Annotated in this window: 19 protein-coding genes and 3 pseudogenes; 14 read left to right on the top strand and 8 right to left on the bottom strand. The window is 72.6% G+C overall.

Going from position 1 to position 22,248, the window contains the following annotated elements:
- The first annotated feature begins 144 nt into the window (after positions 1 to 144).
- The 5 genes and pseudogenes from ABZ340_RS33175 (at position 145) to ABZ340_RS33155 (ending at position 5,001) form a co-directional block, all read left to right on the top strand.
- On the top strand, positions 145 to 2,157 hold the full coding sequence (locus tag ABZ340_RS33175) for an endonuclease (protein WP_358785599.1): 2,013 nt from the start codon (positions 145 to 147) through the stop codon (positions 2,155 to 2,157).
- A gap of 144 nt (positions 2,158 to 2,301) precedes the next feature.
- Positions 2,302 to 2,757, top strand: a complete 456-nt coding sequence (locus ABZ340_RS33170) for a DUF4157 domain-containing protein (protein ID WP_358785592.1) — start codon at positions 2,302 to 2,304, stop codon at positions 2,755 to 2,757.
- Positions 2,758 to 2,791: 34 nt separating this feature from the next.
- Positions 2,792 to 3,826, top strand: coding sequence for an ATP-binding protein (locus tag ABZ340_RS33165; RefSeq protein WP_358785591.1), 1,035 nt, complete (start codon positions 2,792 to 2,794; stop codon positions 3,824 to 3,826).
- Between the two features lie 373 nt (positions 3,827 to 4,199).
- A pseudogene (locus tag ABZ340_RS33160) lies at positions 4,200 to 4,439 on the top strand (Pvc16 family protein); the annotation flags it as partial.
- A 202-nt stretch (positions 4,440 to 4,641) separates the two neighbouring features.
- On the top strand, positions 4,642 to 5,001 hold the full coding sequence (locus tag ABZ340_RS33155; protein ID WP_358785590.1) for a carboxypeptidase regulatory-like domain-containing protein: 360 nt from the start codon (positions 4,642 to 4,644) through the stop codon (positions 4,999 to 5,001).
- A gap of 28 nt (positions 5,002 to 5,029) precedes the next feature.
- On the opposite strand, the gene ABZ340_RS33150 is transcribed toward ABZ340_RS33155, so the two are convergent.
- On the bottom strand, positions 5,030 to 5,503 hold the full coding sequence (locus ABZ340_RS33150; RefSeq protein WP_358785589.1) for a hypothetical protein: 474 nt from the start codon (positions 5,501 to 5,503) through the stop codon (positions 5,030 to 5,032).
- A gap of 320 nt (positions 5,504 to 5,823) precedes the next feature.
- Here ABZ340_RS33150 and ABZ340_RS33145 point away from each other — a divergent pair, with 320 nt between their 5' ends.
- The 7 genes and pseudogenes from ABZ340_RS33145 (at position 5,824) to ABZ340_RS33115 (ending at position 12,056) form a co-directional block, all read left to right on the top strand.
- Entirely contained in the window at positions 5,824 to 7,914 is a 2,091-nt protein-coding gene (locus tag ABZ340_RS33145; protein ID WP_358785588.1) for a serine protease, read from the top strand.
- A 34-nt stretch (positions 7,915 to 7,948) separates the two neighbouring features.
- Positions 7,949 to 8,311: pseudogene (locus ABZ340_RS33140) on the top strand (DUF4157 domain-containing protein); the annotation flags it as partial.
- 58 nt (positions 8,312 to 8,369) lie between these two features.
- Positions 8,370 to 9,326, top strand: a complete 957-nt coding sequence (locus ABZ340_RS33135) for a DUF4157 domain-containing protein (protein ID WP_358785587.1) — start codon at positions 8,370 to 8,372, stop codon at positions 9,324 to 9,326.
- A 180-nt stretch (positions 9,327 to 9,506) separates the two neighbouring features.
- Positions 9,507 to 10,403 carry a peptidoglycan-binding protein gene (locus ABZ340_RS33130; protein WP_358785586.1) on the top strand — a complete coding sequence of 299 codons (897 nt, stop codon included), beginning with the start codon at positions 9,507 to 9,509 and terminating at the stop codon, positions 10,401 to 10,403.
- A gap of 295 nt (positions 10,404 to 10,698) precedes the next feature.
- Positions 10,699 to 11,391, top strand: a complete 693-nt coding sequence (locus ABZ340_RS33125) for a transglycosylase SLT domain-containing protein (RefSeq protein WP_358785585.1) — start codon at positions 10,699 to 10,701, stop codon at positions 11,389 to 11,391.
- Positions 11,392 to 11,420: 29 nt separating this feature from the next.
- A pseudogene (locus ABZ340_RS33120) lies at positions 11,421 to 11,657 on the top strand (peptidoglycan-binding protein); the annotation flags it as partial.
- A 111-nt stretch (positions 11,658 to 11,768) separates the two neighbouring features.
- Entirely contained in the window at positions 11,769 to 12,056 is a 288-nt protein-coding gene (locus ABZ340_RS33115) for a M23 family metallopeptidase (protein WP_358785598.1), read from the top strand.
- 376 nt (positions 12,057 to 12,432) lie between these two features.
- On the opposite strand, the gene ABZ340_RS33110 is transcribed toward ABZ340_RS33115, so the two are convergent.
- A complete protein-coding gene (locus tag ABZ340_RS33110; protein WP_358785584.1) occupies positions 12,433 to 12,645 on the bottom strand; it encodes a Tn3 family transposase in 213 nt (70 codons plus the stop codon).
- A complete protein-coding gene (locus ABZ340_RS33105; protein ID WP_358785583.1) occupies positions 12,629 to 14,566 on the bottom strand; it encodes an AfsR/SARP family transcriptional regulator in 1,938 nt (645 codons plus the stop codon). The genes ABZ340_RS33110 and ABZ340_RS33105 overlap by 17 nt, the downstream gene beginning before the upstream one ends.
- Positions 14,567 to 14,703: 137 nt before the next feature.
- On the opposite strand from ABZ340_RS33105, the gene ABZ340_RS33100 reads away from it, so the two are divergent.
- Positions 14,704 to 15,582, top strand: coding sequence for an alpha/beta hydrolase (locus ABZ340_RS33100; RefSeq protein ID WP_358785582.1), 879 nt, complete (start codon positions 14,704 to 14,706; stop codon positions 15,580 to 15,582).
- Between the two features lie 324 nt (positions 15,583 to 15,906).
- Here ABZ340_RS33100 and ABZ340_RS33095 read toward each other — a convergent pair whose 3' ends face one another.
- The 3 genes from ABZ340_RS33095 to ABZ340_RS33085 form a co-directional block, all read right to left on the bottom strand.
- Positions 15,907 to 16,728: a DUF1963 domain-containing protein gene (locus ABZ340_RS33095; RefSeq protein WP_358785581.1), complete on the bottom strand. Its 822-nt coding sequence runs from the start codon at positions 16,726 to 16,728 to the stop codon at positions 15,907 to 15,909.
- 458 nt (positions 16,729 to 17,186) lie between these two features.
- Positions 17,187 to 18,128, bottom strand: coding sequence for a serine hydrolase (locus tag ABZ340_RS33090; protein WP_358785580.1), 942 nt, complete (start codon positions 18,126 to 18,128; stop codon positions 17,187 to 17,189).
- On the bottom strand, positions 18,125 to 19,027 hold the full coding sequence (locus ABZ340_RS33085; protein WP_358785579.1) for a LysR family transcriptional regulator: 903 nt from the start codon (positions 19,025 to 19,027) through the stop codon (positions 18,125 to 18,127). Before ABZ340_RS33085 ends, ABZ340_RS33090 begins: the two co-directional genes overlap by 4 nt.
- A 148-nt stretch (positions 19,028 to 19,175) precedes the next feature.
- On the opposite strand from ABZ340_RS33085, the gene bla reads away from it, so the two are divergent.
- The gene (gene bla, locus ABZ340_RS33080) at positions 19,176 to 20,117 is read left to right on the top strand and encodes a class A beta-lactamase (protein ID WP_358785578.1); all 942 of its coding nucleotides are present in this window, start codon (positions 19,176 to 19,178) and stop codon (positions 20,115 to 20,117) included.
- Between the two features lie 138 nt (positions 20,118 to 20,255).
- Here bla and ABZ340_RS33075 read toward each other — a convergent pair whose 3' ends face one another.
- Entirely contained in the window at positions 20,256 to 20,990 is a 735-nt protein-coding gene (locus ABZ340_RS33075) for a maleylpyruvate isomerase family mycothiol-dependent enzyme (protein WP_358785577.1), read from the bottom strand.
- 1,017 nt (positions 20,991 to 22,007) lie between these two features.
- A partial coding sequence (locus ABZ340_RS33070) for a LuxR C-terminal-related transcriptional regulator (RefSeq protein WP_358785576.1) occupies positions 22,008 to 22,248 on the bottom strand: 241 nt, incomplete at its 5' end.

The following is a 22,248-nucleotide window of genomic DNA, read 5'->3' as shown; positions in this document are numbered from 1 at the left end:
GGTTCTCCGGTCGCTCTGTTGAAGAGGGCATATTTGAACGGGATACCGTAATCCTTTGAACGGGATACCGTAATTCTCCGGACGACTTGCGGGTCGGCAAGTGTACACAATGGACAGGAGGGCTATTCGCGAAGGAAAAAGATGATGACCGCCGTGAAACAGACATCGCAGGTGGAGACGGGCTATCTGACACAGCTGGAGCAGGCCGGCAGACGGTTCGCGGAGCGGACCGCGCGGCGCGAGGAGACGTGCCGGGCCCTTGAGCGCCGGGGAGTGCTGAACGCGGACGATCCCGAGCGGGTCACCAAGCGGCTCGCGCGGCTGAACGCGGACTGGTCGCTCGCCAGGTCGGTCGAGCGGACGAAGACGCAGCCGTCGGCGACGGCGGGCAGCACGCTGCCACTGGGGGCCGAGTCGTTCGGTGCCGACGTCCTGGCTCTCGAGCGCCTGATGGGACGCAACAACCTCATCGGTGTGGCCTTCCTCGAGGGAGGCTGTCTGGCGGCCCGGTCGGTCGGGCGACTGACCGTCCGAGGCCCGACGGGCGAGCATCACGGCACCGGGTTCATGGTGTCCCCGACACTGCTGATGACCAACAACCACGTCCTGCGGAGTGCGGAGGAGGCCGGGCGTGCCGTTGTGGAGTTCAACTACCAGGCAGGTGTGGACGGGCGTCCGCTGACCCCGTGCGTCTTCACGCTCGAGCCCCAGAAGTTCTTCGCGACCGACCGGTACCTGGATTTCAGTGTGGTCGCCGTTTCGGAGCGCAACCAGCGGAACGAGCAGCTCTCCGATTTCCACTGGCTGACCCTGGACGCGACGGAGGGAAAGGCCATTCTCGGGGAATTCGTCAACATCATTCAGCACCCCAACGGCGAGCCGAAACAGCTCGCCCTGCGGGAGAACCAGATCGTCGACGTGCTGGACCAGTTCCTCCATTACGCCACCGACACCGCGCCGGGTTCCTCGGGATCCGCGGTCCTCAACGACCAGTGGGAGGTCGTCGCGCTGCACCACTCGGCCGTTCCGGCGACCGACAGCGAGGGCAGGTACCTGGCTGTCGACGGGTCGGCCTGGCAGCCGGGCATGGGGGAGCACAGGCTCGCGTGGAAGGCCAACGAGGGGGTGCGCATCAGCAGCGTGCTGGAGGCGCTGAGCCGGCTCAGCCTGACGGGGACGGCGGCCCGGCTGAGGGACGAGCTGTTCCAGCCCCGGGGGTCGGCGCAGCCTGGTGGGGCGGCGACACCGGCGGCCGTCGGGACGCCGCGTACGGACGCGGTGTCCGCCGTCGACGAGGCGGCGGACCGGGACCTGAGCGCCGCCATGCTCAACCTGAGGCTCGGGGAAGGCCGTGTCTACTACAACAAGCCCGCCGACGACGCCGCGCGGAAGGCCTACTACGCGGAGATCGACGGCTCGGCGGACGGCGCCGGCCTGCGGGAGGCGCTGACCGCACTGGTCGAGGAGACGCACGAGCACCGCCCTGCCTACAAGCCGTCGCGGTTGGTCTATCCGTGGGTCGACCTCCATCCGGACCGGCAGCTGCGCAGCGTCTACTCGGGCAAGACCTTCAGCGCGGAGGAGTTCATCCGCGCCGACGTCGCCGCCGAGGCGGCCCGGCTCCGTGGCCTGCAGGAGTTCCTGCTGCGCGAGAACGCGACGGGACCGGCCGACCTCGCCGCGGAGCTCGATGCCCTGGAGGACTCACTGCCCTTCAACTGCGAGCACGTCGTTCCGCAGTCCTGGTTCCGCAAGAAGGAGCCCATGCGCGGCGACCTGCACCATCTCTTCGCCTGCGAGGTCGCGTGCAACAGCTTCCGCGGCAACATCCCGTACTGGGACTTCCCCGATTTCGAGGAGGCCGTCCGGGAGGACTGCGGGATGCGGGAGAAGGGTCGCTTCGAACCGGAGCACCACAAGGGGGCCGTCGCCAGGGCCACCCTGTACTTCCTGCTGCGCTACCCGGGTTCCGTCGGCGACCAGGAGCTCCCGGAGGACCGGCTGCCCGTCCTGCTGAACTGGCACGAGCGTGAGCCGGTGACCGAGTACGAGCTGCACCGCAACGCGGCCATCCAGGAGATACAGGGCAACCGCAATCCCCTGATAGACCACCCGGAGTGGGCGCGGAGCATCGACTTCTCCGGTGCGTGGGCCTGACCGCTCGACATCCTCCGCCCGGACTCGGGACTCGGGGCTCGGGACTCCGTCTGCGGGCTCCAGGCCCCGGGCCCGGCTCTTCGGTCTCCGGTTCCGCGGGGCGGGCGGAGCGGTGAAGGGGTGCCGCGAGTGAGGGGCGACCCGATGACGGAGTACGTGAAGGAGCCCGAGCCCGCGCGGGCGGCCGGAGGGACGACGGGGGCGGGCCGGCAGCCGTCGCTTGGGCGCGGGCGGCCGCTCGACCCGTTCCTCAGGGCGGACATGGAGACCCGTCTGGGCGCGGATCTCTCGGAGGTGCGGCTGCACACCTCGAGCGACGCGGGACGGGCGGCACGGGCCCCGGGGGCGCGGGCGGTGACCGTGGGGCGGCATGTGATGTTCGCCGACGGTGAGTACCGGCCGTCCGATGCCGCCGGCCGTCGCCTGATCACCCATGAGCTGACGCACACGGTCCAGCAGATGCGCGGAGGCCGGGAGCCGCCGGGTTCCAGGCCACGGAGCGGGCCGCGGACCGCCCTCACGGGCCGGTCCGTACGGCGGTCCCGTCCGCTGGTACGCCCAGGGTCCCGAGGGAGCCGGCCGGGACCGTACTGCCCGTGAACTCGCGGCGCGAGACGGCCGGCCGCTGCTCATCGTGGAGACCCGCTGCCTGCCCGGCGACGCCCAGGGCGCGGCGAGCATGCTCGCGCTCGCCTTCCGGGAGGCGTTCCTGCTGGGCGCGGTGCTCTGCGTCGACGACCTCGAGGGGCTGGACCGCCCCGGCGGTGAGCCTCTCCCGCGGGAGCGCACCCTGGAGGGCCTGCTGGCCGGGCACGACGGAGACGTCGTGATCACCGGGACCCGGGACTGGCCGCCGGGAGGCCGCTACGTGCTCGGTGTGCTGCCGGTGCCGGTCGCCGTCTGCGGCGTCGCCGAGCGCCGGGCGCTCTGGGAGAAGGAACTCGCCGCCCACGGTGCCGACGCCGTCCCGGCCGACCTGCGCGACCTGGCCGTCCGTTTCAGGCTCGGCCCGCGCCGTATCGCGGACACCGCGTTGACCGCCTGCGCCACGGCCCGCAGGCGGGCCGCCGCGGACGCGGGGCGGCGGGTGCCGTCCCGGCCGCCCCGGCCGCCCCGGCCGACGAGGCCGCCGAGGCCGACGCGGGCCGAACTGTTCGCCTCGGCCCGGAGCCGGAGCGGGCACGCGCTCGCCGCCCTGGCGCACCGTGTCGAGCCCGTCCACGGCTGGGACGACCTGGTACTGCCCGGCGACGTGGCGGCCCAGCTCGCCGAACTCCGCGCCCGCCTCGCCCACCGCCATCAGGTGATGGACACCTGGAGGTTCGAGCGGAGGATGGCACGCGGCAGCGGGGTGGCCGCTCTGTTCGGCGGCCCGCCGGGCACGGGCAAGACGATGGAGGCGGAAGTGATCACCCGTGAGCTCGGCCTCGACCTCTTCCGGATCGACCTGGCCACCGTGGTGAGCAAGTACGCCGGGGAGACCGAGAAGAACGTGGAACGCGTCTTCGCCGCCGCCGTGGACACCGACACCCTCCTCCTGTCCGATGAGGCGGACGCCCTGTTCGGCAGGCACTCCGAGGTCCGGGTCCCCCTCAGGACCGCTTCGCCGACATGGAGATCGCCTACCTGCTGCAGCGGATGGAGCGCCACGACGGCCTCGTCGTGCTGACCACCAACCTGCGCCGGAATCTCGACGAGGCGTTCACCCGGCGCCTGCAGTTCGCCGGCGAGTTCCCGTTCCCCGGCGTCGCGGAACGGGAGTGGATCTGGCGGGCGTGCTTCCCGCCCCGGGCGCCGCGACCCCGCCCTGGACCTCGGCCGGCTCGCCCGCGACTTCCGGCTGACCGGGGGCAGCATCCGTGACGCGGTGCTGCACGCGGCGTTCCCCGCCGCGGCCGACGGCGTCCCGGTCGGCATGAGCCACCTGCTCGTGGCGACCGGGCGGGAGTACCAGAAGCCGGGCCAGGACATGCCCGGCCGGCTGCCGGACGACGGGGGAGGGATGAGCCGTGTTCCACGACCTCGACGCGACGCTCAAGGCGATGCCGGGGGGCGAGGCTGCGCCCGAGGTGCTCCGGGCGGCCGACGTCGGTTTCCTGACCCCTGACAAGCACCTCAAGCCGGTCCAGGACACCGTGAACCTCTTCCTCCGCGACATCCGGGAGAACAGGACCCTCTCAGGGACCAGGCACCCCTCGTCAGCCGCACACCCGACGGACACGTTCGTCACCCGCCGGCCGCCGGTCCGGGTGGTCTGCACGTACCTGGCGACGGTCTGGTCGCACAGGAGCAGGCGCGGTCCGGGCCGAGGACGAGCACCGCATGCTGGGCGAACTGTTCCTGTGGTTCAGCCGCTTCCCGGTGCTCGGCAAGCGGTTCCTGTGCGGCAGCGTGGCGGAGCCGCCGTAACTGCACCTGCTCCCGGCCTCCCTGGGCTCACCGCCCGAGACGGCGGGCGCGGACCTGTTCTGGACCGCCCTGGGGGTGACACCCCGCCCGGCGCTGTCACTGACCGTGACCCTGGCCATGGAGCCCGCGCAGCCCACGGAACCCGAACCGCCGGTACGGGAGATCGGTATCCGGCCGTCCGTCGTCCATCCCGTCCTCAGGGGCCGGCTGCTCGAGGACGCCGACGGCACGCACCGTCCGGTGCCCGGGGCGAGCGTGGAGGTGGTGGAGGGCCTGACCCAGGTGACCGACGCCCAGGGGGACTTCGCGTTCCAGGGGCTGGACTTCGGCGCGTACACGCTGCTGGTCCGGCCCACCGGCCGCCCGGACCTGCGCACCGAGGTGGAGTACCGGTCCGGCGGCGGTATCGACAAGATCGTCCTTCCGCGGCCCTGACGGACCACGGCCAGGCAAGGAGGCATTTTCATGACCACGGCCATCGAGACGGAGGCCCCCGGCTCCATCTCCTGGCGGCGAAGACGCCCGGGCCGATCGCCGGCGTCGGCACGAGCACGGCGGCGCTGATCGGGAAGGTCGAGAAAGCGGAGGTCACGCCGGACAAACCCGTTCTGGTGACGAACTGGACCCCGTACGCCCGGAACTTCGGCGAGCTCCAGGAACTGAGCCTGCCCACGCCGTGCGCGGCTTCTTCCGCAACGGCGGAAACCTTGCCTACGTCGTTCCGGTCGACGACGTGTCCGGTACGGGCGGAATCACCGGCGCCCTGGACGCGCTGACCCGGGTCCCCGACGTCCGCATCGTCTGCGTGCCCGGGGTGACCGACCTCGCGCAGCAGAAGGCGGTGTTCGACCACTGCGAGGCGATGGGGGACCGGTTCGCGGTCATGGACGGTCCGCGGATGCCGGGGCCCACCGACGAGCCGGTTCCGGCTGGTCATAGCACTCCCGCAAGGCGCACCATGAAAGGGACGGGCAGGCAAGGCGTTCGGCCCCGGCACCGGCAGCCGCTCCTGCCCCGGCGGCGCGGTCTCCCCTCACGAAGGCCACGCGGCACAACACACGAGGACCGCCGCGGCGGACCCCCGGAACCGGGAACCGGGCGACAGCCGGCACCACCCGCACCGGCCCGGTGCTGCCGCCCACCGCCTCCGCCGGCACCGGACGCGCCAGGCACGCACCGGGCGGCCGATGTCCTCCCCTCTCACCACGGCGCACGCCCCCTCCCCGGGGCGACGCCGCCGAAGGACCGTGAACCGCCATGGGCGTCAGGGACAGAACCCGCCAGGAACAACAGCGACAGGCGGCCGCCGCCGCCACCCGCTACGAGGAGACCAGCGAACGGCGCCGGCAGACACGCCGGCAGCTCGAGGCCGGGGTCCCCTTCCCCGACTCGCCCGAAGCGCTCGCCGCCCGCGTCGCCCGCCTGCTCGAGCGGCAGGCCGTACCCGCCGCCATGGTCGTGGAAGCCGTCCGCTCCGAACCCCTGGACACATCCGCCGCCTTCGAACGGATCCTCGGCGTCTCCAAGGAGCTGCAGGCATGGAGCTTCCTGCCCCGCGGCGCACGCGCCGCCCGCAGCGTCGCCCGGATCTCCGTCTGCGAGCGCGGCCGCGCACTCCCGGTCGGAACCGGCTTCCTCGTCTCCCCCAGCCTGCTGATGACCAACCACCACGTCCTGCCCGACGCGGACACCGCACGCACGTGCTTCCTCGAATTCGACGCCCAGGTCACCGTCGACAACACCCCCCAGCTGCCCGTCCGGCTCGACTTCGACCCCGACACGCTGTTCCTGGCCGACAAACGCCTCGACTTCGCCCTCGTCATGGTCGCCCCCGGCCCGGACGGCACCCCGCCGGGACAGACGTTCGGCTGGCACCGGCTCAGCGCCCGCCTCGGCAAACTGGTCATCGGCGAACCCGTCAACGTCATCGGCCACCCCATGGGACGCCTCAAGGAGATCGCCGTACGGGACAACGCCCTCGAAGCACGCCTCGACGACTTCGCCCAGTACCGGACCGACACCGAACCCGGCAACTCCGGATCCCCCGTCTTCAACGACCAGTGGGAGGTCGTGGCGCTCCACCACAGCGGCGTGCCGAAGACCGACGGGCAGGGCCGCGTCCTGCGCCGCGACGGACAGGTGTGGCAGCCCGGCGACGGCCAGGACGCCGTCGACTGGACGTCCAACGAGGGAGTGCGCATCAGCTCGATCCTGCGGCACCTCGCCTCCCTGCCCGTCACCCCCGCACAACGGGCACTGCTCGCCGAGATGGGCCCCGAATCCGGACTGGACACCACCACCGCCAGCAACCCGCCGCCCACGACCTCCCCGACGGCCACGGACACCAGCGGACCGGCCCCCGTCCCGGCACCGGCTTCCGTCCCCGCACGGGTCACCACCGAGGCGGCACCCGCCCGCACGGGCCTGCGGGCCCGCGACGGCGCGTTCGGCGGCCGCCGCCACCTCCTCTTCCTGCACGGCCGCTCCCAGCAGGGCAAGGACCCCGAACTCCTGCGCCGCGACTGGGCGGCCGGACTCAACCAGGGCCTGCTCCGGGCCGGACAGCCTCCCGTCGACCCCGCCGACATCTGGTTCCCGTTCTACGGCAACCGGCTGATGGACGCCCTGGCAGAACACGAGGCGATCCCCCTGGCCGCCCCCCTCGACACCGATGACCCCGTCACCCCGGCCGCCGCCGTCCCCACCGCCCCCACCGCCCGGGCCGTCTACGAAGAACTCCTCACCGAGGCAGCCACGACCTGGCACCTACCGTCCCCCACGCAGCCGGGCCCCGAGCGGATCGGCCTGGACCCGGCCGTCGGAGCCCTGATGCGGCGCCTGGGCTGGCTGGCCGCCAGGAGCGACCTCGACACCTGGACCATCTCCCTCATCTTCCGCGACGTGGCCACCTACCTCGACGACCGCCGCGTCCGCGACGAGGTCCTGAGCTGCGTGCTCGAAACCGTTCCCGACACCGGCGAGATCGTCCTGGTCAGCCACAGCCTGGGCACGATCGTCGGCATGGACCTCCTCACCCGGCTGCCGCCCGGTATCGAGGCCGTCCACCTGACCACCGCGGGCAGCCCGCTCGGCATGGACAGCGCGTACGGCCGGCTGCTCTGCGGCGGACCGCGGGCCCCGGAGAAGGTGACGGACTGGCTCAACGTGTGGTGCCCGACCGACGCGGTGGCCATCGGATGCCCGCTGGCCGACGACTGGGGATCCGGGCCGACGGTCGCACCCACCGACCTGGCCGTCCTCAACGCCCGCGAACGGTCCCACAACATCGCCGAGTACCTCGCCCACGCCGACGCGGCCCACTCCATCGGCAGCCGCCTCGCCTCCTGAGCACCGACGGTCCCGGCACCGGAAAGCCGCCGTGATGAACACTTTCCTTCGCACGCACCGGGAAAGGCCCTCCGGCCAAGCCCTGCAGACCGCGCCACCCCCGCGTACCCAGGCCGTCACCGGGCGTGGCAGCCCCGTCGAGCAGGCGGCCGACGTGCTCGCCGACCGCGCCCTGGCCGCCGCCGACCGGTCCGGCGCAGCAGGCCGGTGGCAACCGGCCGAGCGCTCCGCCCGACACCCTGAGGAACGCCCCTCCTCCGCGGCCGGAGCCGTGCCGGAAAGCCCCGGGCGGCCCCTGCCCGCACCCATACGCGCCGAGATGGAATCGGCCTTCGGCCACGACTTCCGCGGCGTACGCCTGCACAGCGGACAGGAGGCCGCCCGGATGGCGCGGGCCCTGGATGCGCGCGCGTACACCTACGGGCGGGACGTCGTCGTCGGCCGAGGGGGAACCCGTGCACGGCCCGGCCGGCCGGCAGCTGCTGGCTCACGAGCTCGCCCATGTCGTGCAGTACGACGCCTCCGGCCGCTCCGTCGTCGCACGCCAGGAGAAGCCCGGGCCGGACGGCCGGACCGACGCCGGGATCCGCAGCGAGCTCGAACGGCTGACCGGCAAGAGCTTCGCTGAACTCGTCCTCGGTCTCGGCCGCGGTCCCCTCGACATCACGCCCCGCGAGCTGGAGGCGGAGCTCGTGAGGAACGGCACGCTGCGGCTCCCCGAGAGGGACACGTCGGAGCCTGTCGTCATCGACGAGGTGCCCGTCCCCGATCCCTACAGGAACGCCTTCGTCACCGAGGGCCGGGTCGGCCGTGCGTCCCAGGTGGACCGGGCGAAGGAAGCCGGCCAACAGGCCGTGAGAGACGCCTTCCTCTCCGGAATGGCCGGAGGGCTGTCCGGCACCCGGCCGGGCTCGGCCTCCCAAGGCCTCGTGAAACCGGCTCCCGGGACCCGCCGCTACGAGCCCCGGCCGCCCACCACGTACACCACGAAACCAGGAACACCGGGCCCCAGGACCCCGCTGCCCGCGGCGACCGGGGCCCCTCCCGTCAAGGCCGCCGGCACCTCCGGGCCCGGATCCGGGAGCGGCGGGCCCGCACCGCCGCGGGAGCTCACCGACGACGAGAAGTGGCAGCAGGCACAGGACGCCCTCCGGAAACAGCAGGCAGCGGCAACCACGACCCCGAGAAACAGGCCGGCGGAGCTGTATCCCACACCCGAGGCGGCGATCGGCCAGGTCGAAGGGCGGGCCCAGGTGGTCGGCAAGGTGGAGACCGAGAATCCGGCTCTGCGCGCCCAGGGCTTCACCAAGACCTGGTACGTGGTGGACAGCGCGGGCGTCCAGTGGACGGTGCACCACAACCCGCGCACCGGCCGCTTCACCGGCGCGCACCACTCCGGATCGAACTACTGAGGGTCGCCGCGAACGGCACCCACGTGAGGCTCTGCCGACCGATCCGCATTCGGTACGCCGTGGCGGAACACGACCAACACGCTGCCTCTCCATCTGGACGCGCCCGCACCGCAGTCCGTGCACCTGGCATTGCCCGTTTGCCGCGAACCCGCATCGGGTCGATCGTGGAATGCGGGGAAAGTGCATCGAGGAAGTGATCTCACAATGCCCGATCCGTGGATGCCTCAGGCGTTCAAGATGGACGTGGGGGATCATGCGCCGTGTGACCCCGCGTTTCCCGCAAAGGCGATCGCGCACATCACGGCGGACAGGCGGGCCACGGCCGCGGCTCCCCTTGATCTCGTGCCCTTTGCGAATCTCAAGAGTTTCTTCACCGGCAGCGGGAAAGGGCGGGCCCCGCACATCCTCTGGGATCCCTTCACGGGGGCGTTCGCCCAGTTCTTCCCCGCCACTTCCCGCAGCAAAGCCCTGTTCGACGCGGCGGGCGGGGTGCGCACCAACCGGGCCGGCAAAGTCGTCATCCAGATCGAGGCCCTGTTCTTTCCGCACTGCCGTGTCGGCGGCCAGGTGTTCGGCCGGCTGGTCGACACCCCGTGCGAGGGCTGGGACGACCTCAACGCATGGATCAGGTCCTGGGGCGTGCCGGACGTCTGGCCCATGGGCCGTCCGGCCGCCCTGTCGCGGAATACGTGTCCGGTCGGCATATGGACGTCGCGGGGCGGGTGGTACGCCCACGCCCACGTACCGGAGAACGACCACGTCGACCCCGGTTCCTGGCCGGAGTTCGCGCCGCGGCCTGAACCTCCCCCTGGTGAGCGCCGGTTCGAGCCGTTCCCCGGGGTGTCGTTCTTCCAGCCGGGACGCAGATCGCCGGTGATCGCGGCGATGCGCGGCCGGCTGATCGCCGAGGACTGCGACCGTTACACGTCCAGCACCGGCATCGACGTGTGGGGGCCGGGTGATGTGCGGTCCTACGCCGCGTGGCAGCAGAAGCTCGGCCTTCAGGGGGCCTCTGCCGACGGCAGGCCCGGCCGGTTCAGCTGGGACAGGCTCGGCGTCCCCCGTGTCGGTCTGTGACGACCCGGGCAGCGCGGAGAGCATTTCCGCGGATAAAAGGGTGATTACTTCTGGGTAAAGCTGGAAAAGGTCGGAAAGGAAAAAGCAACCGAACGGCAGCCGGTATGCCGGATCGATCCCTGCGGAACGGGTCCGTTCGCCGTGTTTGCGCACGGCCCTCAGCGGGCGCATGATGGAAATACGGCTGTGACGGTGAGCGGTGCGCTGCGGAAGGTGGGCCGCTTCAGGACAGGGCACTGCCACGGCGGACCAGCGGGCTCACTCCTTATAGGCCTCCATTGATCGAGGAGGCACGATGGTTGCTCTTTCCAACGTGCGGTTCGGCAAGCGCAACGAAGACGTGAAGGCCACCCAAGCCGCGCTCATCGCAGTCGGAATCGGTATCCCCGCGGGCGCCACCGGATTCTTCGGCGAGCAGACACGAACTGCCTACGCGGCCTGGCAGCGCATGCTGGGACTCACCGGATCGGCCGCCGATGGATTCCCCGGCTGCTCCTCCCTGGTGAAGCTGGGCGCCAGAGCCGGATTCGTCGTGGACTGCCGTCATCCCGGGGCCATCCCCAAGAGTTCAGTGCGCTTTTCAACGAACTCGGGAATCCCCGTCGACGAGACCACGGCCCGGGCGTTTGCCGAGGAGGCGTGTGACAGGACCGGGGCGCCGGAAAGCTGGGTCACGGGGGTCGGCAACGGAGCGAATCTGCTGACTCTCATGTTCCGTGAGTCGTCCTTCAAGCCGAACGCCGTGAACCGGAACGACGTGAATGCCACAGGCCCGGTGCAATCGGACGGCGCCAAGCTCAACTGCTCACGCGGCTACGCCCAGGTGATTCCCGACACGTTCGCCGAGAACCACCAGGCGGGCACATCGGACCGGATCTACGACCCGGTGGCGAATATCGCGGCGGCCATCAACTACATCTGGCGCCGGTACGGCGACATCTCGCGTGTTCAACAGGCGAATCCGCATCGTGATCCGGCCCCCTACTGAAAGGAGGGAGGGGCATGCCTGCGCTGGCGCCCTTCCCCGGAGCGGGGTTCTTCCACAAAGGACAACGCAGTCCCGTGATCGCCGCGATGGGCAAACGCCTGGTGGCGGAAGGGTGCGGGAAGTACCGGACAGGTCCCGGTCCCGAGTGGACCGAGGTCGATCAGCAGTCGTACGCCGCCTGGCAGCGCAAGCTGGGATTCGAAGGAGCTGAGGCCAACGGCATTCCCGGCAAGACGTCCTGGGAGCGGCTCCGTGTTCCGGCCACGACGACGCCCACACCCACGGGCGCCCGCGTCGCGTCCCCCGTACCGGGACACGGCGTCACGACCCCCTACCGGAAGAAGGGACCTCGCTGGATCCTGGGTTACCACACCGGCGTGGACTACGCCGCTCCGACGGGCACGCCGTGTGTCGCGGTGCGCAGCGGTTCCATAGTCCGCAGCGGACTGGACACGAGCTTCGGCAAGTTCCTCGTGCTGCGCGCAGGCGGGTTCGACTTCTGGTACTGCCACCTCTCCGAGCGGACGGTCACCGGAGGTTCGGTGCGGGCGGGCCAGAAGATCGGGAGTGCCGGGTCCACCGGTAAAGCCACGGGTCCCCATCTCCACTTCGAAAAGCGCCCGGCCGGCGGAGGCTTCGGAACCGACGTGGAACCCGTCTGGTAAGTACGAGTCGCCCGGTCGGCGACTGCCGCCGGACGAGCGTCGGCTCGGCGCTCCGGGGCGGCTGCGCGGTGGTGTTCTCCACACACCACGCATCGTCCGAGGAGCCTCGCCCGGCCCCGTATCGTGCCACGGCCGACGTCCCGCATGAGCCGGTTGAGCCCGTTTCCCGGCTCATCCACGCACGAAGGTGACCGTGGGGGAGCGGTCACCCCGCACCAGCCGGCCGGGGCTTGCCGGGCTTGTGCCGTGGGGTGTGCGAACCAGCAGGACCCTGCGCCGGTTTGGGCGATTTTTGGGGGAGAACGAGTTCTGGGAACGGATCCGGGTTCGGCGGGGCCCGGCACCCGTGATCGATCGTGCTCGCGCGAAGGACCGTTCACGCGAGGACCGCGCGAGACTCCGGCCGGCTCGGCCTCGGCGGCTTCTTCTCGACGTGCCGGCAGACCATCACGCCGGGCCCGCGGTACCGCTGGTGCCACTCGCTCGTGAAGTCGCTCGACCAGGAGCCGAACTTCCTGGAGTCGCTCGCGCAGGCTGGTCCGGTCGGGGAGCGGGGCCGCGGACGGTGTCGGTCATCTCTTGTCGGCACATGCCTCCGCCTCCGCCAGGTACCGCGCCACCGGCCCCAGCGTCAGCATCCCGCTCGCCCCGCCCGCGTGTTCGGTGCGGGCGGCGCGCAGGGCCGTTGCCGCGCGGGCGGCGACCGGGCGCTCGCCGAGGAGGGCGGCGGCGTGGGCGGTCAGGCACCAGAGTGCCTCCTGCATGTGATCGAGGGGTGGTTCGGGCGTCGTGGTCAGGGCGGTACGGGCCTCCTCGGCCCGGTTCCGGGCGAGCAGCTCCAAAGGGTGCGTCCAGGGGCGGTACGGCCCCCAGTCGAGGGCGGGGTCGGTGGGTGCGGGACGGCCGTGCAGGAGACGTAGGCCCAGGAGGGCGAGGGCGAACAGGCCCCGGTGCAGCCCCGGCATGCCCGCTGTTTCGGCGAGGGCGTCTTCGGCGGCGCGGTAGTGCGCCGCGGCCGTGGCGGCGGCCGGTCCGCCCGGTTCGGTGCTGCGGGCGGCCGTGACCCGGGCTCGGAACCAGCCGGTGAGTACGGGGACAAGAGAGGCCTCGGTGCTGACGGCGAGCTGCTCGGCGGCCTCGGCGTGTGTGGTCGCGGCGTCGAGGTCGCCGAGAGCGGAGGCGGATTGCAGGCGGATGAGCCGGCCGAGCACGACGAAGTGCGGCAGCTTGTGCCGGGTGGCCAGGCCGAGGATCTCGGAGCCGATCGCGTCCCGTGCCGCCGCGAGCCCGGGCCGGGTGAAGGACTGGAGGAACATGCCGTTGAGGGCGAACAGCAGCAGGGCGGGATCGCCCAGCTCCCGGGCCAGCGCCTCGGCTTCGCGCGCCGCTTGCCCGGTGCGCCTCCGTTCGATTGCGGACAGATCGGCGCTGCGGCTCTCGACCGCGACGGTGGCCAGCAGGCGGGCGCGCAGTTCGGCGGGGCCGTCGGTGCCGAGCGCGGTGAGCGTGCGCTCGGCCGCCGCGACGACGGCACGGGACTGACCGGGATCGTCGGCCCGGCTCCAGAGGGCGGGCACGTCGTAGGCGCCGATGACGCGGGCGGTCAGGGCGATGTCTCCGGTGCGCTCCGCCGCCTGGACGGCGGCGAGGCGGTCGCGCCGCGAGTGGATGAGGGCGTCACCACCCGCCAGGGCCAGGGTGCGCGCCAGTTCCACGGTGGTGCGCGGTCCGAGTCGTACGCCTGCGGTCCACACGGTACGCGGGGGCTGGAGCGTCGTGGCTCCGCGGAGAATGTCCGTCTCCAGGCGCCGGAGGTCGGCACCGGGGTCGAGCCCGAGCTGGTCCGCGAGCATCGTGCGGGCGCGGCGCAGGGTGGCCAGCGCGTCCGCCCGGCGGCCTGCCCGGTGCAGTGCGCGGGCCAGCAGCCCCCAGGCCGGCTCACGCCAGGGGTGTGCGGTGACGTGGGCGCCCAGTTCGGCGACCAGCTCGGCTCCTGAACCGGAGTCGAGGAGGAGGCGGGCGCGCAGTTCCACCCCCTCCAGCCTCAGCTCCTCCAGCCGGGCCCGTTCGCGCTGGACCCACGCGGAGCCGGTCACGTCGGCGTAGGCGGGGCCGCGCCAGGCCGCGAGGGCCGCGTCGAGGCCGGTCAGGGCATCGGGTGTGCGCCGGGCGCGGGCCAGGGCGTCCTCGAACCGGTGGACGTCCACGGTGTCGCGCGGCAGGCGCAGCGCGTAGCCGGGGCCTTCCGTGACGAGGACGCGCGGCGGGGTGCGGGGTGGCCGGCCGGGTTCGACGGCGCGGCGCAGCGCGGCGACGAACGTACGCAACGCGCCCACGGCGCGCACCGGCGGCTCGGCCCACAGGTCGTCCACGAGGGTGTCGGTGGGGACCATCCGTCCCCCGGCGGCGACGAGCCGGGCGAGCACCTCGCGGTGGCGGGGTCCGCCCAGGTCGACCGGGGTGCCGTCGTCGTGGAGGGCCCGCACGGCACCGAGTACGTCGATTCGCATGCCCTCCATCTTCCGTGCCGCGGATCCGCGACGACGAAGCGTACTGATCGGCTGCTGATCGCCGTCGCCCACGCTGATCCCGTCACTCCTCGGACCAAGGCTTTCGCCGGTCCCCCGACCCCAGGAAGGGGCCTTCCATGACTCTCACCGTCCCCGGCTTCGGCCACGTCCGTCTGCCCGTCGCCGACGGAGTGGAGCTGGCCGCAGCCGTCGGCGGCAGCGGCAGCCCGGTCGTGCTGCTGCACGGCTTCCCCCAGACCCACCTGATGTGGCGGCACGTCGCCGAGCGGCTCGCCGGCGAGCACACGGTGATCTGTCCCGACCTGCGCGGCTACGGCGCCAGCGACAAGCCGGCGGCCACCGGCCCTGAGGTGTATTCCAAGCGCACCATGGCCGCCGATGTCGTCGCCCTGGCGGCGGCGCTCGGCCATGAGCGCTTCGCCCTGGTCGGCCACGACCGGGGCGCCCTGGTCGCCTTCCGGGCGGGACTGGACCACCCCGAGACCCTCACGCACCTGGGCATCCTCGACGTCGTGCCGACCCTGGACATGTGGAACGTCCTGCACGGTGTCCCGGCGGCGGTCGGCTACCACCTGTTCCTCATGGCGCAGCCGCCGGGGCTGCCGGAGACGATGATCGCCAACAGTGCCGACGCCTTCTTCGGCTCCTTCCTCGACGCCTGGGCCAGTGACCCGGCCGCCATGCCGGAACCGGTCCGGTCCGCGTACCTGCGGGCGAGCGCCGCGGCCGTGCCGTCGATCGTCGCGGACTACCGGGCCTCGGCGGGCATCGACGTCGCACACGACCAGGCGGACCAGGACGCCGGTTCCCAGCTGGCCATGCCCGTGACGGTCGTCCAGCAGGACTGGGGCGCGCGACTGGGCTACGACGCCGCCGCGGTCTGGCACGCGTGGGCGCCGGACCTGGACCACCGGCTGACCGGCGCGGGGCACTTCATGGCCGAGGAGGCGCCCGACGAGATCACCGAGGTGATCCGCGACCTGCTGCTCCGCTGAGCCCTCCGCCCGGACCACGGGAGGCGGCGGGCGAACCCCGCGTTCCCGGCCACCGGACCGGCCCCGCGATCCGGTGGCCGGTGAACCGCCCGCCTCCCTGCGGTCGTGGGCGCTGCCCGGGAAACCCGGCACAGCCCACCAGGGCGTGGGCAGCGCCCTACGGGCCTACGGCCGTATCCCTCCCACGGGCGGCTGGGCCGGGGGGCGGGGACGGCAGTGGGTTCCCGGGCAGAACGATCGCCATGCTGACGACACGGGCCGGGTGGGCGTGGTGGGAGGGCAGCCGATGAGCGTCGTGGAGCCGGCCGTCCCCGCTCCGCGCGGTCAGACCATTTCGACGTAGCGGTGGACCCGGTCGAAGCGCCGGGCCGCCACGTCCCGGCGGCGGACCACCCAGTGGGCCACGCCGGAGTCCAGTTCCGTGACGTCGTCGCCGCACCTCCAGGTGGCCAGGAGAGCCCAGTCGTCGGCGCCCTCTCCGTGAGCCGTGCCGCCCTGCTCGGAGAGACCGGCCTCCTCGGGATCACGGGCGTAGTGGACGGGGTCGTTCTGGGGCGAGACCGGATGGCCGCCGATCTGCAAGGCCCAGGAAGGGCGGTAGCCGCCCCCGTGTGCCCAGGCGTTGTCGAGTTCGTCGGCGAGTTCGAACTGCTCGTCCTCGGGGAAGTCGCCCCATCTGTCGAGGGCGAAGCTCTCCGGCATCTGCGCGCTCGGCTGGTGCCAGACCGTGCGGAGCTCACGCGGCCGGTACGGCTCGCGCCAGCTGTGTGCGAGGGGGCTCGGGACTGTCGGGGTCCCGGCGGGGACGTACAGCACCGCGTCGGACACCTGTCCCCCGATGCCGTGCACATCGGTGCCGGAGAAGAGGAGCAGGTGGCCGTCGGCGGGGAGCGGGAGGCCTGTGGCGTCCGGCGGGAGAGCCGCGAGGTCGACGGAGGCCACGAAGGGAGCGGACGGCCTCGGCGCGCCGTGCGGCAGCAGGGGGTCGCCGCCGACCCGGGCCACGAGGGGTCCGTCACCGCCCTCCGCCAAGTACACCGCCGGACGGGCGACACGTATCCATTCCTCCACCTCCTCCGACGGCAGACCCCGGGATACCGCCTCGGCCCGGAAGCGGTTCACTCTGTCCATGCTCGCGTCGGTCACCGGGCCACCCTAACGGGCTCATGGACGGGCAGCGGAAGGGCCGAACTTGACGCTCGGCGGGGGGGTGTTGGCGTACCGGGTGGTGGCCGGCCCGGTGTGGCCGCGTAGGTCAGGACGGGCTCTGGTCCGCTTCTCGTGGTTGCGTACGCAGCGTGACTGTTGCTCGTCCTCGCCTTCACCGCCATCGCCGCGACCCTCATATGTCACCGCAGTCTCACCAACGGAAATGACGTCTTGGGAATCAAGTGACTGTGTGCCATCGGGCGCTGGTCCCAGCGCCGCACCAGGCAACGTTCGCCCGTCGCGACGCCCGGCACGCATTCTCGCCGTACCGGCCGAAAGCCCGAGTACGTCCAGGACGAGGACTTCCGGCCGGTCCCCCCAGCCTTCGGCCGGGGGGACCCCGGAGCACGTACCGGACGCCGCTCCCCGACGGGCAGACGGTGCCTGCCACGGCACTAGATTCGTCTCGAACGGAGCTCGTCACGCAGGCGCCGGGCCACCTGGCCCATGAGGGCGTCGGCGCCCGGCTGTCTGCCGGCGGCCACCCGCGACTCGGTCAGGACGGCCACGGCATAGGTCCGGCCGTCGGCGTGTTCGACGACGCCGACCTCGTGGCGCAGGTTGAGCAGCATGCCGGTCTTGGACGACCAGGTGGAGGCGTCGGAGTCGAAGTCCGGGGCGAGGCGGTTGCGTACGAGGTTGTTGGCCATGAAGTCGCGCACCCGTGCCGCGACGTCGGGGTGGATCACCGAGGGCTCGGCGCCCTCGGTGCCGGGCCGTGACCGCCACAGCGCCTGCAGGAGGTCGACGAAGGCCCGTGCCGTGCCGGTGTTGGCGCGTGAGATGTCGAGTTGCGGCACCCGGTGGCCGCGCCCCGGGGTGCCGGCGTCGATCGCGAGGGCGTGCGCGAGGTGCACGTCCGCCGGGTCGAAACGCTCCACCGGGGTTTCCATCAGCTCCCGCATGGTGTGCCGGACAGTGATGCCGCGCAGCCCGAACTCGTGCAGGACCGCCCCGACCCGGTCGGGCGGGGTGAGGGCGAAGAGGGCGTCGGCGGCGCTGTTGTCGCTGATGCAGGTGCTGAGGTAGAGCAGGTCCTCCACGGCGATGTGGGCGGTGTGCCGGAACCGGCTGAGTCCGGTCGGACCGGGGGTGGTGATCCGCCCGGGCGGAACCTCGATCACCGCGGCGCCGTCGAGTTCGCCGCGCCGGATGCGTTCCAGTGTCACCAGGGCGAGCGGGATCTTCACGAGGGACGCGACGGGTAACTCGATGTCGGGGTCGATACCGATCTCGTCGTCCGTCTCCAGGTCCCGGACGAGGAACGAGCCGTACAGCCCGCCGTCGCGCAGCGTCCGGCGGAGCTCCCCGAGCAGCCTCTCGGTATGCGTGGTCATGCGGTTGCCTCCGAGTGCTCCGTGGCACCGAGGCACCGGGCGATGCCGTGCGCGCAGGCCTGGCGTACGCGGACCGCGTCGGCGTCCGTCTCGTCCGCCACGGCCAGGGAGAAACCCCGTGCGAAGCCGGGGCCGAGTTCGCCGACGGGCCGCCAGTGGAGGCGGAGTTCGCGGGCCTGCGCCGCCGAGCACAGCAGTGCGTCGCCCCGGCTCAGCACGTCCGCCGCGGCGGTGGCCACGGCGGGTACGACGGCCAGTTGGGCCGGGCGCAGCCCGACGGCGTCGCGCAGGCGGGTGAGACGGTCCCGGACATGCGGCACGTCGTCCTCCGGTTGAAGCAGCACGCGTCGCGGCCGCCGGTCGCGGTCGGCCCGGCCGGGGCGCAAGGTGTCCAGGTAGACCGGCCCTTGCGGGGCGTCCGCGACCGCCAGTCCCAGCGGCACCGTCCAGGCCGCCTCGGTGGGAGCCACAGCGAGCAGCGCCGCACGCACCTGCCGGGACGTGACGAGGTCGGACCGCTCCGCGGGCCCGGCGGGACACGGGTCGAGGAGAACTCCATGGCCGTGCGCCTCCGCGATGAGGCGGGCGAGGGCTCCGGTGGGACAGATGACGGGAACGGCGAGCCGCAGCGGCCGGCGCCGCGCGGCCTCCGCCTCGTGCTCGAACCGGTCGGCCAGCCGCACGAGTTGCCTCGCCGTCGGCAGCATGTCCCGGCCGAACGGTGTCAGCGTCACCGCCCGCGACGACCGCTCCAGCAGCCGCTCGCCGAGGCGTTGCTCCAGCGCGGCGATGCGGCGGCTCACGACGGACTGGGCCGTCCGGGCCGCTGCCGCGCCCACCGTGAAACTACCGTGCTCACTCACGCTGACGAACGCCCGGCATGCCGCAACAAGATCCACGCGCCCCACTATGCCAAAACAGCATGGAGCCGAACGTCCGAGTCTTGGACCTCGGCGGCCCACTGGCCGGAGAGTGGTGGTCGCGACCCGGGGCTCTCCCCGGGCTCGCGCGGCCCATGTGTCCTTCGACGGCTTGGAGGTCCATTCCATGACGCACCCGCTTCGCATCCACCGGGGCGCCGCCTGGGCGGCGGCCGGCTTGCTCGTGCTCGCCGCGCTTCCGGCGTGCGGTCAGCAGGCCGGGTCCGGTCCCGGCTCACCGGCCGCCGCGACGCGGCCGGCATCGCCGGTCGCGGCCACGAAGCCCACCGCTCCCGAGTTCCGGGCACTGGAGCGAGAGTTCGACGCGCGGCTCGGCGTCTACGCCCTGGACACCGGCACGGGCCGGTCGGTCGGCTACCGGGCGGACGACCGGTTCGCGTACGCCTCCACGTTCAAGGCGCTGGCGGCGGGCGCCGTCCTGCGGAAGTACGGGACGGGCGGCATCGACAAGGTGGTCACGTACTCGCGGGACGACGTGGTCGCGGACTCGCCCGTGTCCGAGAACTTCGTCAGGACCGGCATGAGTCTGCGGGGGCTGTGCGCCGCCACCCTCTGGTACAGCGACAACACGGCGGTCAATCTGCTCCTCGACGAGCTCGGCGGCCCCGACGGTCTGGAGAAGGTGCTGGAGGAGTTCGGCGACGACGTCACCGAGATGGACCGGTACGAGCCGGAGATGAGCGACGGCGTACCGGGCGACATCCGCGACACGAGCACACCGCGCGCGATGGCGGGCAGCCTGCGGGCGTTCCTGCTCGGTGACGCCTTGAAGCGGGACGAACGCGAGCTTCTCAGGCAGTGGATGACGACGAACGTGACCGGCCGCACTCTCATCAGAGCGGGTGTTCCCGACGACTGGGAGGTGGCGGACAAGAGCGGCTCCGCCGGATACGGGGGACGCAACAACATCGCCGTGGTGTGGCCGGACGACGGCGGCAACCCCATTGTCATGGCGGTCATGTCCACTCGCGGCAAGCAGGGCGCCGACCGCCGCGACGCCCTGCTCGCCAAGGCCGCCACCGTGGCGGTCGAAGCCCTGGGTCGCTAGGGCCTGTCCGAGGGGTCGCGTGACAGGCTGGCTGGTGAATCGTTCCGTCCCGTGTGGGGCGGGGTGATCCGGCAGATGCGGAGTGGGCCCGGCTGGAACCGCACCCGCCGAGGAACGCAGGCCGGGGCGGGCGACCGGTCAGCTCCGCCAGGGCGGTGGCGTGGGCAGGGGGCCGGACGGCCGTACGGTCAGCGCCCTGCCGTCGGTCCGCCCGGTGAGCCAGCCCAGCAGCTCCGCCGCCGGCCCCGTCACCCGCGGCCCCGGCCCGTCCCCGACGACCCGCAGGACCCGGTCCTCGTCGGCGCACAGGGCCATGGGCGGGGCATCGGGGTCCTCGCACAGCTTCCTCACGGTCGTCTCCAGCTCGCGGGCGACGAAGAACGCGGGCCAGTCCGCCGGGCCGTGACCGGTGGCCAGGTCGGTGTGGTGCACCTCCACCTCGCGCAGCATGCTCCCGACGGCGCCGCGCGCCGGGCGCAGGCCGCCGCCGAGCCAGCGCACCGGCACCTCCCAGGCGCCGTCGGGGTGCTCACCGACCGCGGTCAGGAAGCGGTGCAGCGAGCTGTCCAGGTCGTCGAGGAGGACGGCGGCGGACCGGCCGGCGCCCTCCTCGATCTCCTGCGCGCGCCGGCCTTCGTCGGCGTACTGCGGAAGGTCGGCGTCCGAGCGGGCGGAGACGAGCAACCGGTGGCGGGAGTCGGCACTGCGGGCCAGGTGCGTCAGTACATGGGCGCGGCTCCAGCCGGGCAGCAGGGAGGGCGCCCGCACGTCCTCGTCCGACAGCTTCGCCGCGGTCGCGAGCAGCCGGCCGGCTGAAGTCCGCAGCAGGGGCAGGAACGAGGCGGGGCTGTCGTGTCCTTCGCCGTGCGGCATGGTTCTCCGATCGGTGTCGACGCATCGCCTCACCTGTTCCCGGCCTGCGCCGTTCTGCACCGCACCGATCGCGCGTCCGGCATGCGCGGCACGGCGGCCGGACCGCCGTCGACTCCCCGCGCCCGAACCTGCGGCCCGTCTCGCTGACGGCGCTCTTGGGCCGGTGGGCGGCGGAGGCCACCCGGCTGGTCGCCACGTGGCGGCCTCCGACGGTCGCAGTGGATCAGAAGGAGCCGGGCTCGATGATCTCCTCGCCCTCGTCGTGAGGAGGCGCCGCCCTCGTCGTGAGGAGGCTCGAACCGGGCGTAGAAGTCGTCCGGCGCCGGCTCGGTCACGGTCAGCGCGTTGGCGTCCTGGCGTCCGTTGCGCTCGGCGAGGCGCCGCAGCAGCTCCTCGCGCGGGACGGGGAAAGTACAGCAGCCGCCACCGCCCGCCCGCTCGACGAGCTTCTTCCACTCGTTGCGGGCGGCCCGCGACCACAACCCGTGGTCCGGCACGTCGTCCTGCCCGGCCCCACCCGCTCGGCCAGTTCCTCGCGGACCCCGACGACCACCGGGGCCTCCAGCGCGAAGCAGTCCCTCTCCGGGTAGTCCACGCCGCAGCGGCCGTGCCGAGCACGCACCCGCTCGTCCACCGACAGCCGCCCCGCCCCGGCCGGCTCCGGCCACCGCCCGGCGTACGTGGTCTTGCCCGGCCCCGTCAGCCCGACCAGCAGACACACCACCGGCCCGCTCTGGCCGCCACAGCCGGCCGCTGCCGCCTTCGCTCGCGCTCCTCCCACGCCCGCCGGAACTCCTGCGCCCAGCCTGCCACCCCTCGTCCCGCCGCGCGGCCGGATCGGCCCCACCCTCACCCGCGCCGCAGGCCGTCCCGGCCGCGCCCGGCGTCAGCGCAGGACCGGCACCTCGGTGAGGGCCGGTCCGCCCGTGCCGAGGACGTACTCGCCCTCGCCTCGGTCGGTGTCGTGGGCCGGCGGTGAGGATGCAGGCCCGTGTGCCGACGACTGGGGGACGCCGGTCAGCGGCGGATGAGGCCGAGGCCGGTGGCGGTGGCGACGGCGGCGGTGCGGGAGTCGACGCCGAGTTTGGCGTAGATGCGGGCCAGGTGGGACTTGATGGTGCCTTCGGTGAGGTGGAGGCGGTCGCCGACGGCCTGGTTGGACACCCGGCGCCCGTACCCGCCGCGCGGCCCGAGCGGGAACACCCGCGGCCCGGACCGGAGCAGGAACATCCGCAGCCCGGGCCGGAGCGGCCGAAGG

This window comes from Streptomyces sp. NPDC006134 (assembly GCF_040628835.1).
GTDB lineage: Bacteria > Actinomycetota > Actinomycetes > Streptomycetales > Streptomycetaceae > Streptomyces.
The sequence above is the reverse complement of the archived record's forward strand: the minus strand, read 5'-3'. Positions and strand labels throughout refer to the sequence as shown.

Bases quoted from the DNA above. Each gene is read 5' to 3' on its own strand.
- bla (WP_358785578.1), top strand. From the start codon at position 19,176: ATGACGCACCCGCTTCGCATCCACCGGGGCGCCGCCTGGGCGGCGGCC.
- ABZ340_RS33125 (WP_358785585.1), top strand. From the start codon at position 10,699: ATGGTTGCTCTTTCCAACGTGCGGTTCGGCAAGCGCAACGAAGACGTG.
- ABZ340_RS33175 (WP_358785599.1), top strand. From the start codon at position 145: ATGACCGCCGTGAAACAGACATCGCAGGTGGAGACGGGCTATCTGACA.
- ABZ340_RS33170 (WP_358785592.1), top strand. From the start codon at position 2,302: ATGACGGAGTACGTGAAGGAGCCCGAGCCCGCGCGGGCGGCCGGAGGG.
- ABZ340_RS33100 (WP_358785582.1), top strand. From the start codon at position 14,704: ATGACTCTCACCGTCCCCGGCTTCGGCCACGTCCGTCTGCCCGTCGCC.
- ABZ340_RS33075 (WP_358785577.1), bottom strand. From the start codon at position 20,990: ATGCCGCACGGCGAAGGACACGACAGCCCCGCCTCGTTCCTGCCCCTG.
- ABZ340_RS33090 (WP_358785580.1), bottom strand. From the start codon at position 18,128: ATGACCACGCATACCGAGAGGCTGCTCGGGGAGCTCCGCCGGACGCTG.
- ABZ340_RS33150 (WP_358785589.1), bottom strand. From the start codon at position 5,503: ATGACCAGCCGGAACCGGCTCGTCGGTGGGCCCCGGCATCCGCGGACC.
- ABZ340_RS33145 (WP_358785588.1), top strand. From the start codon at position 5,824: ATGGGCGTCAGGGACAGAACCCGCCAGGAACAACAGCGACAGGCGGCC.
- ABZ340_RS33105 (WP_358785583.1), bottom strand. From the start codon at position 14,566: ATGCGAATCGACGTACTCGGTGCCGTGCGGGCCCTCCACGACGACGGC.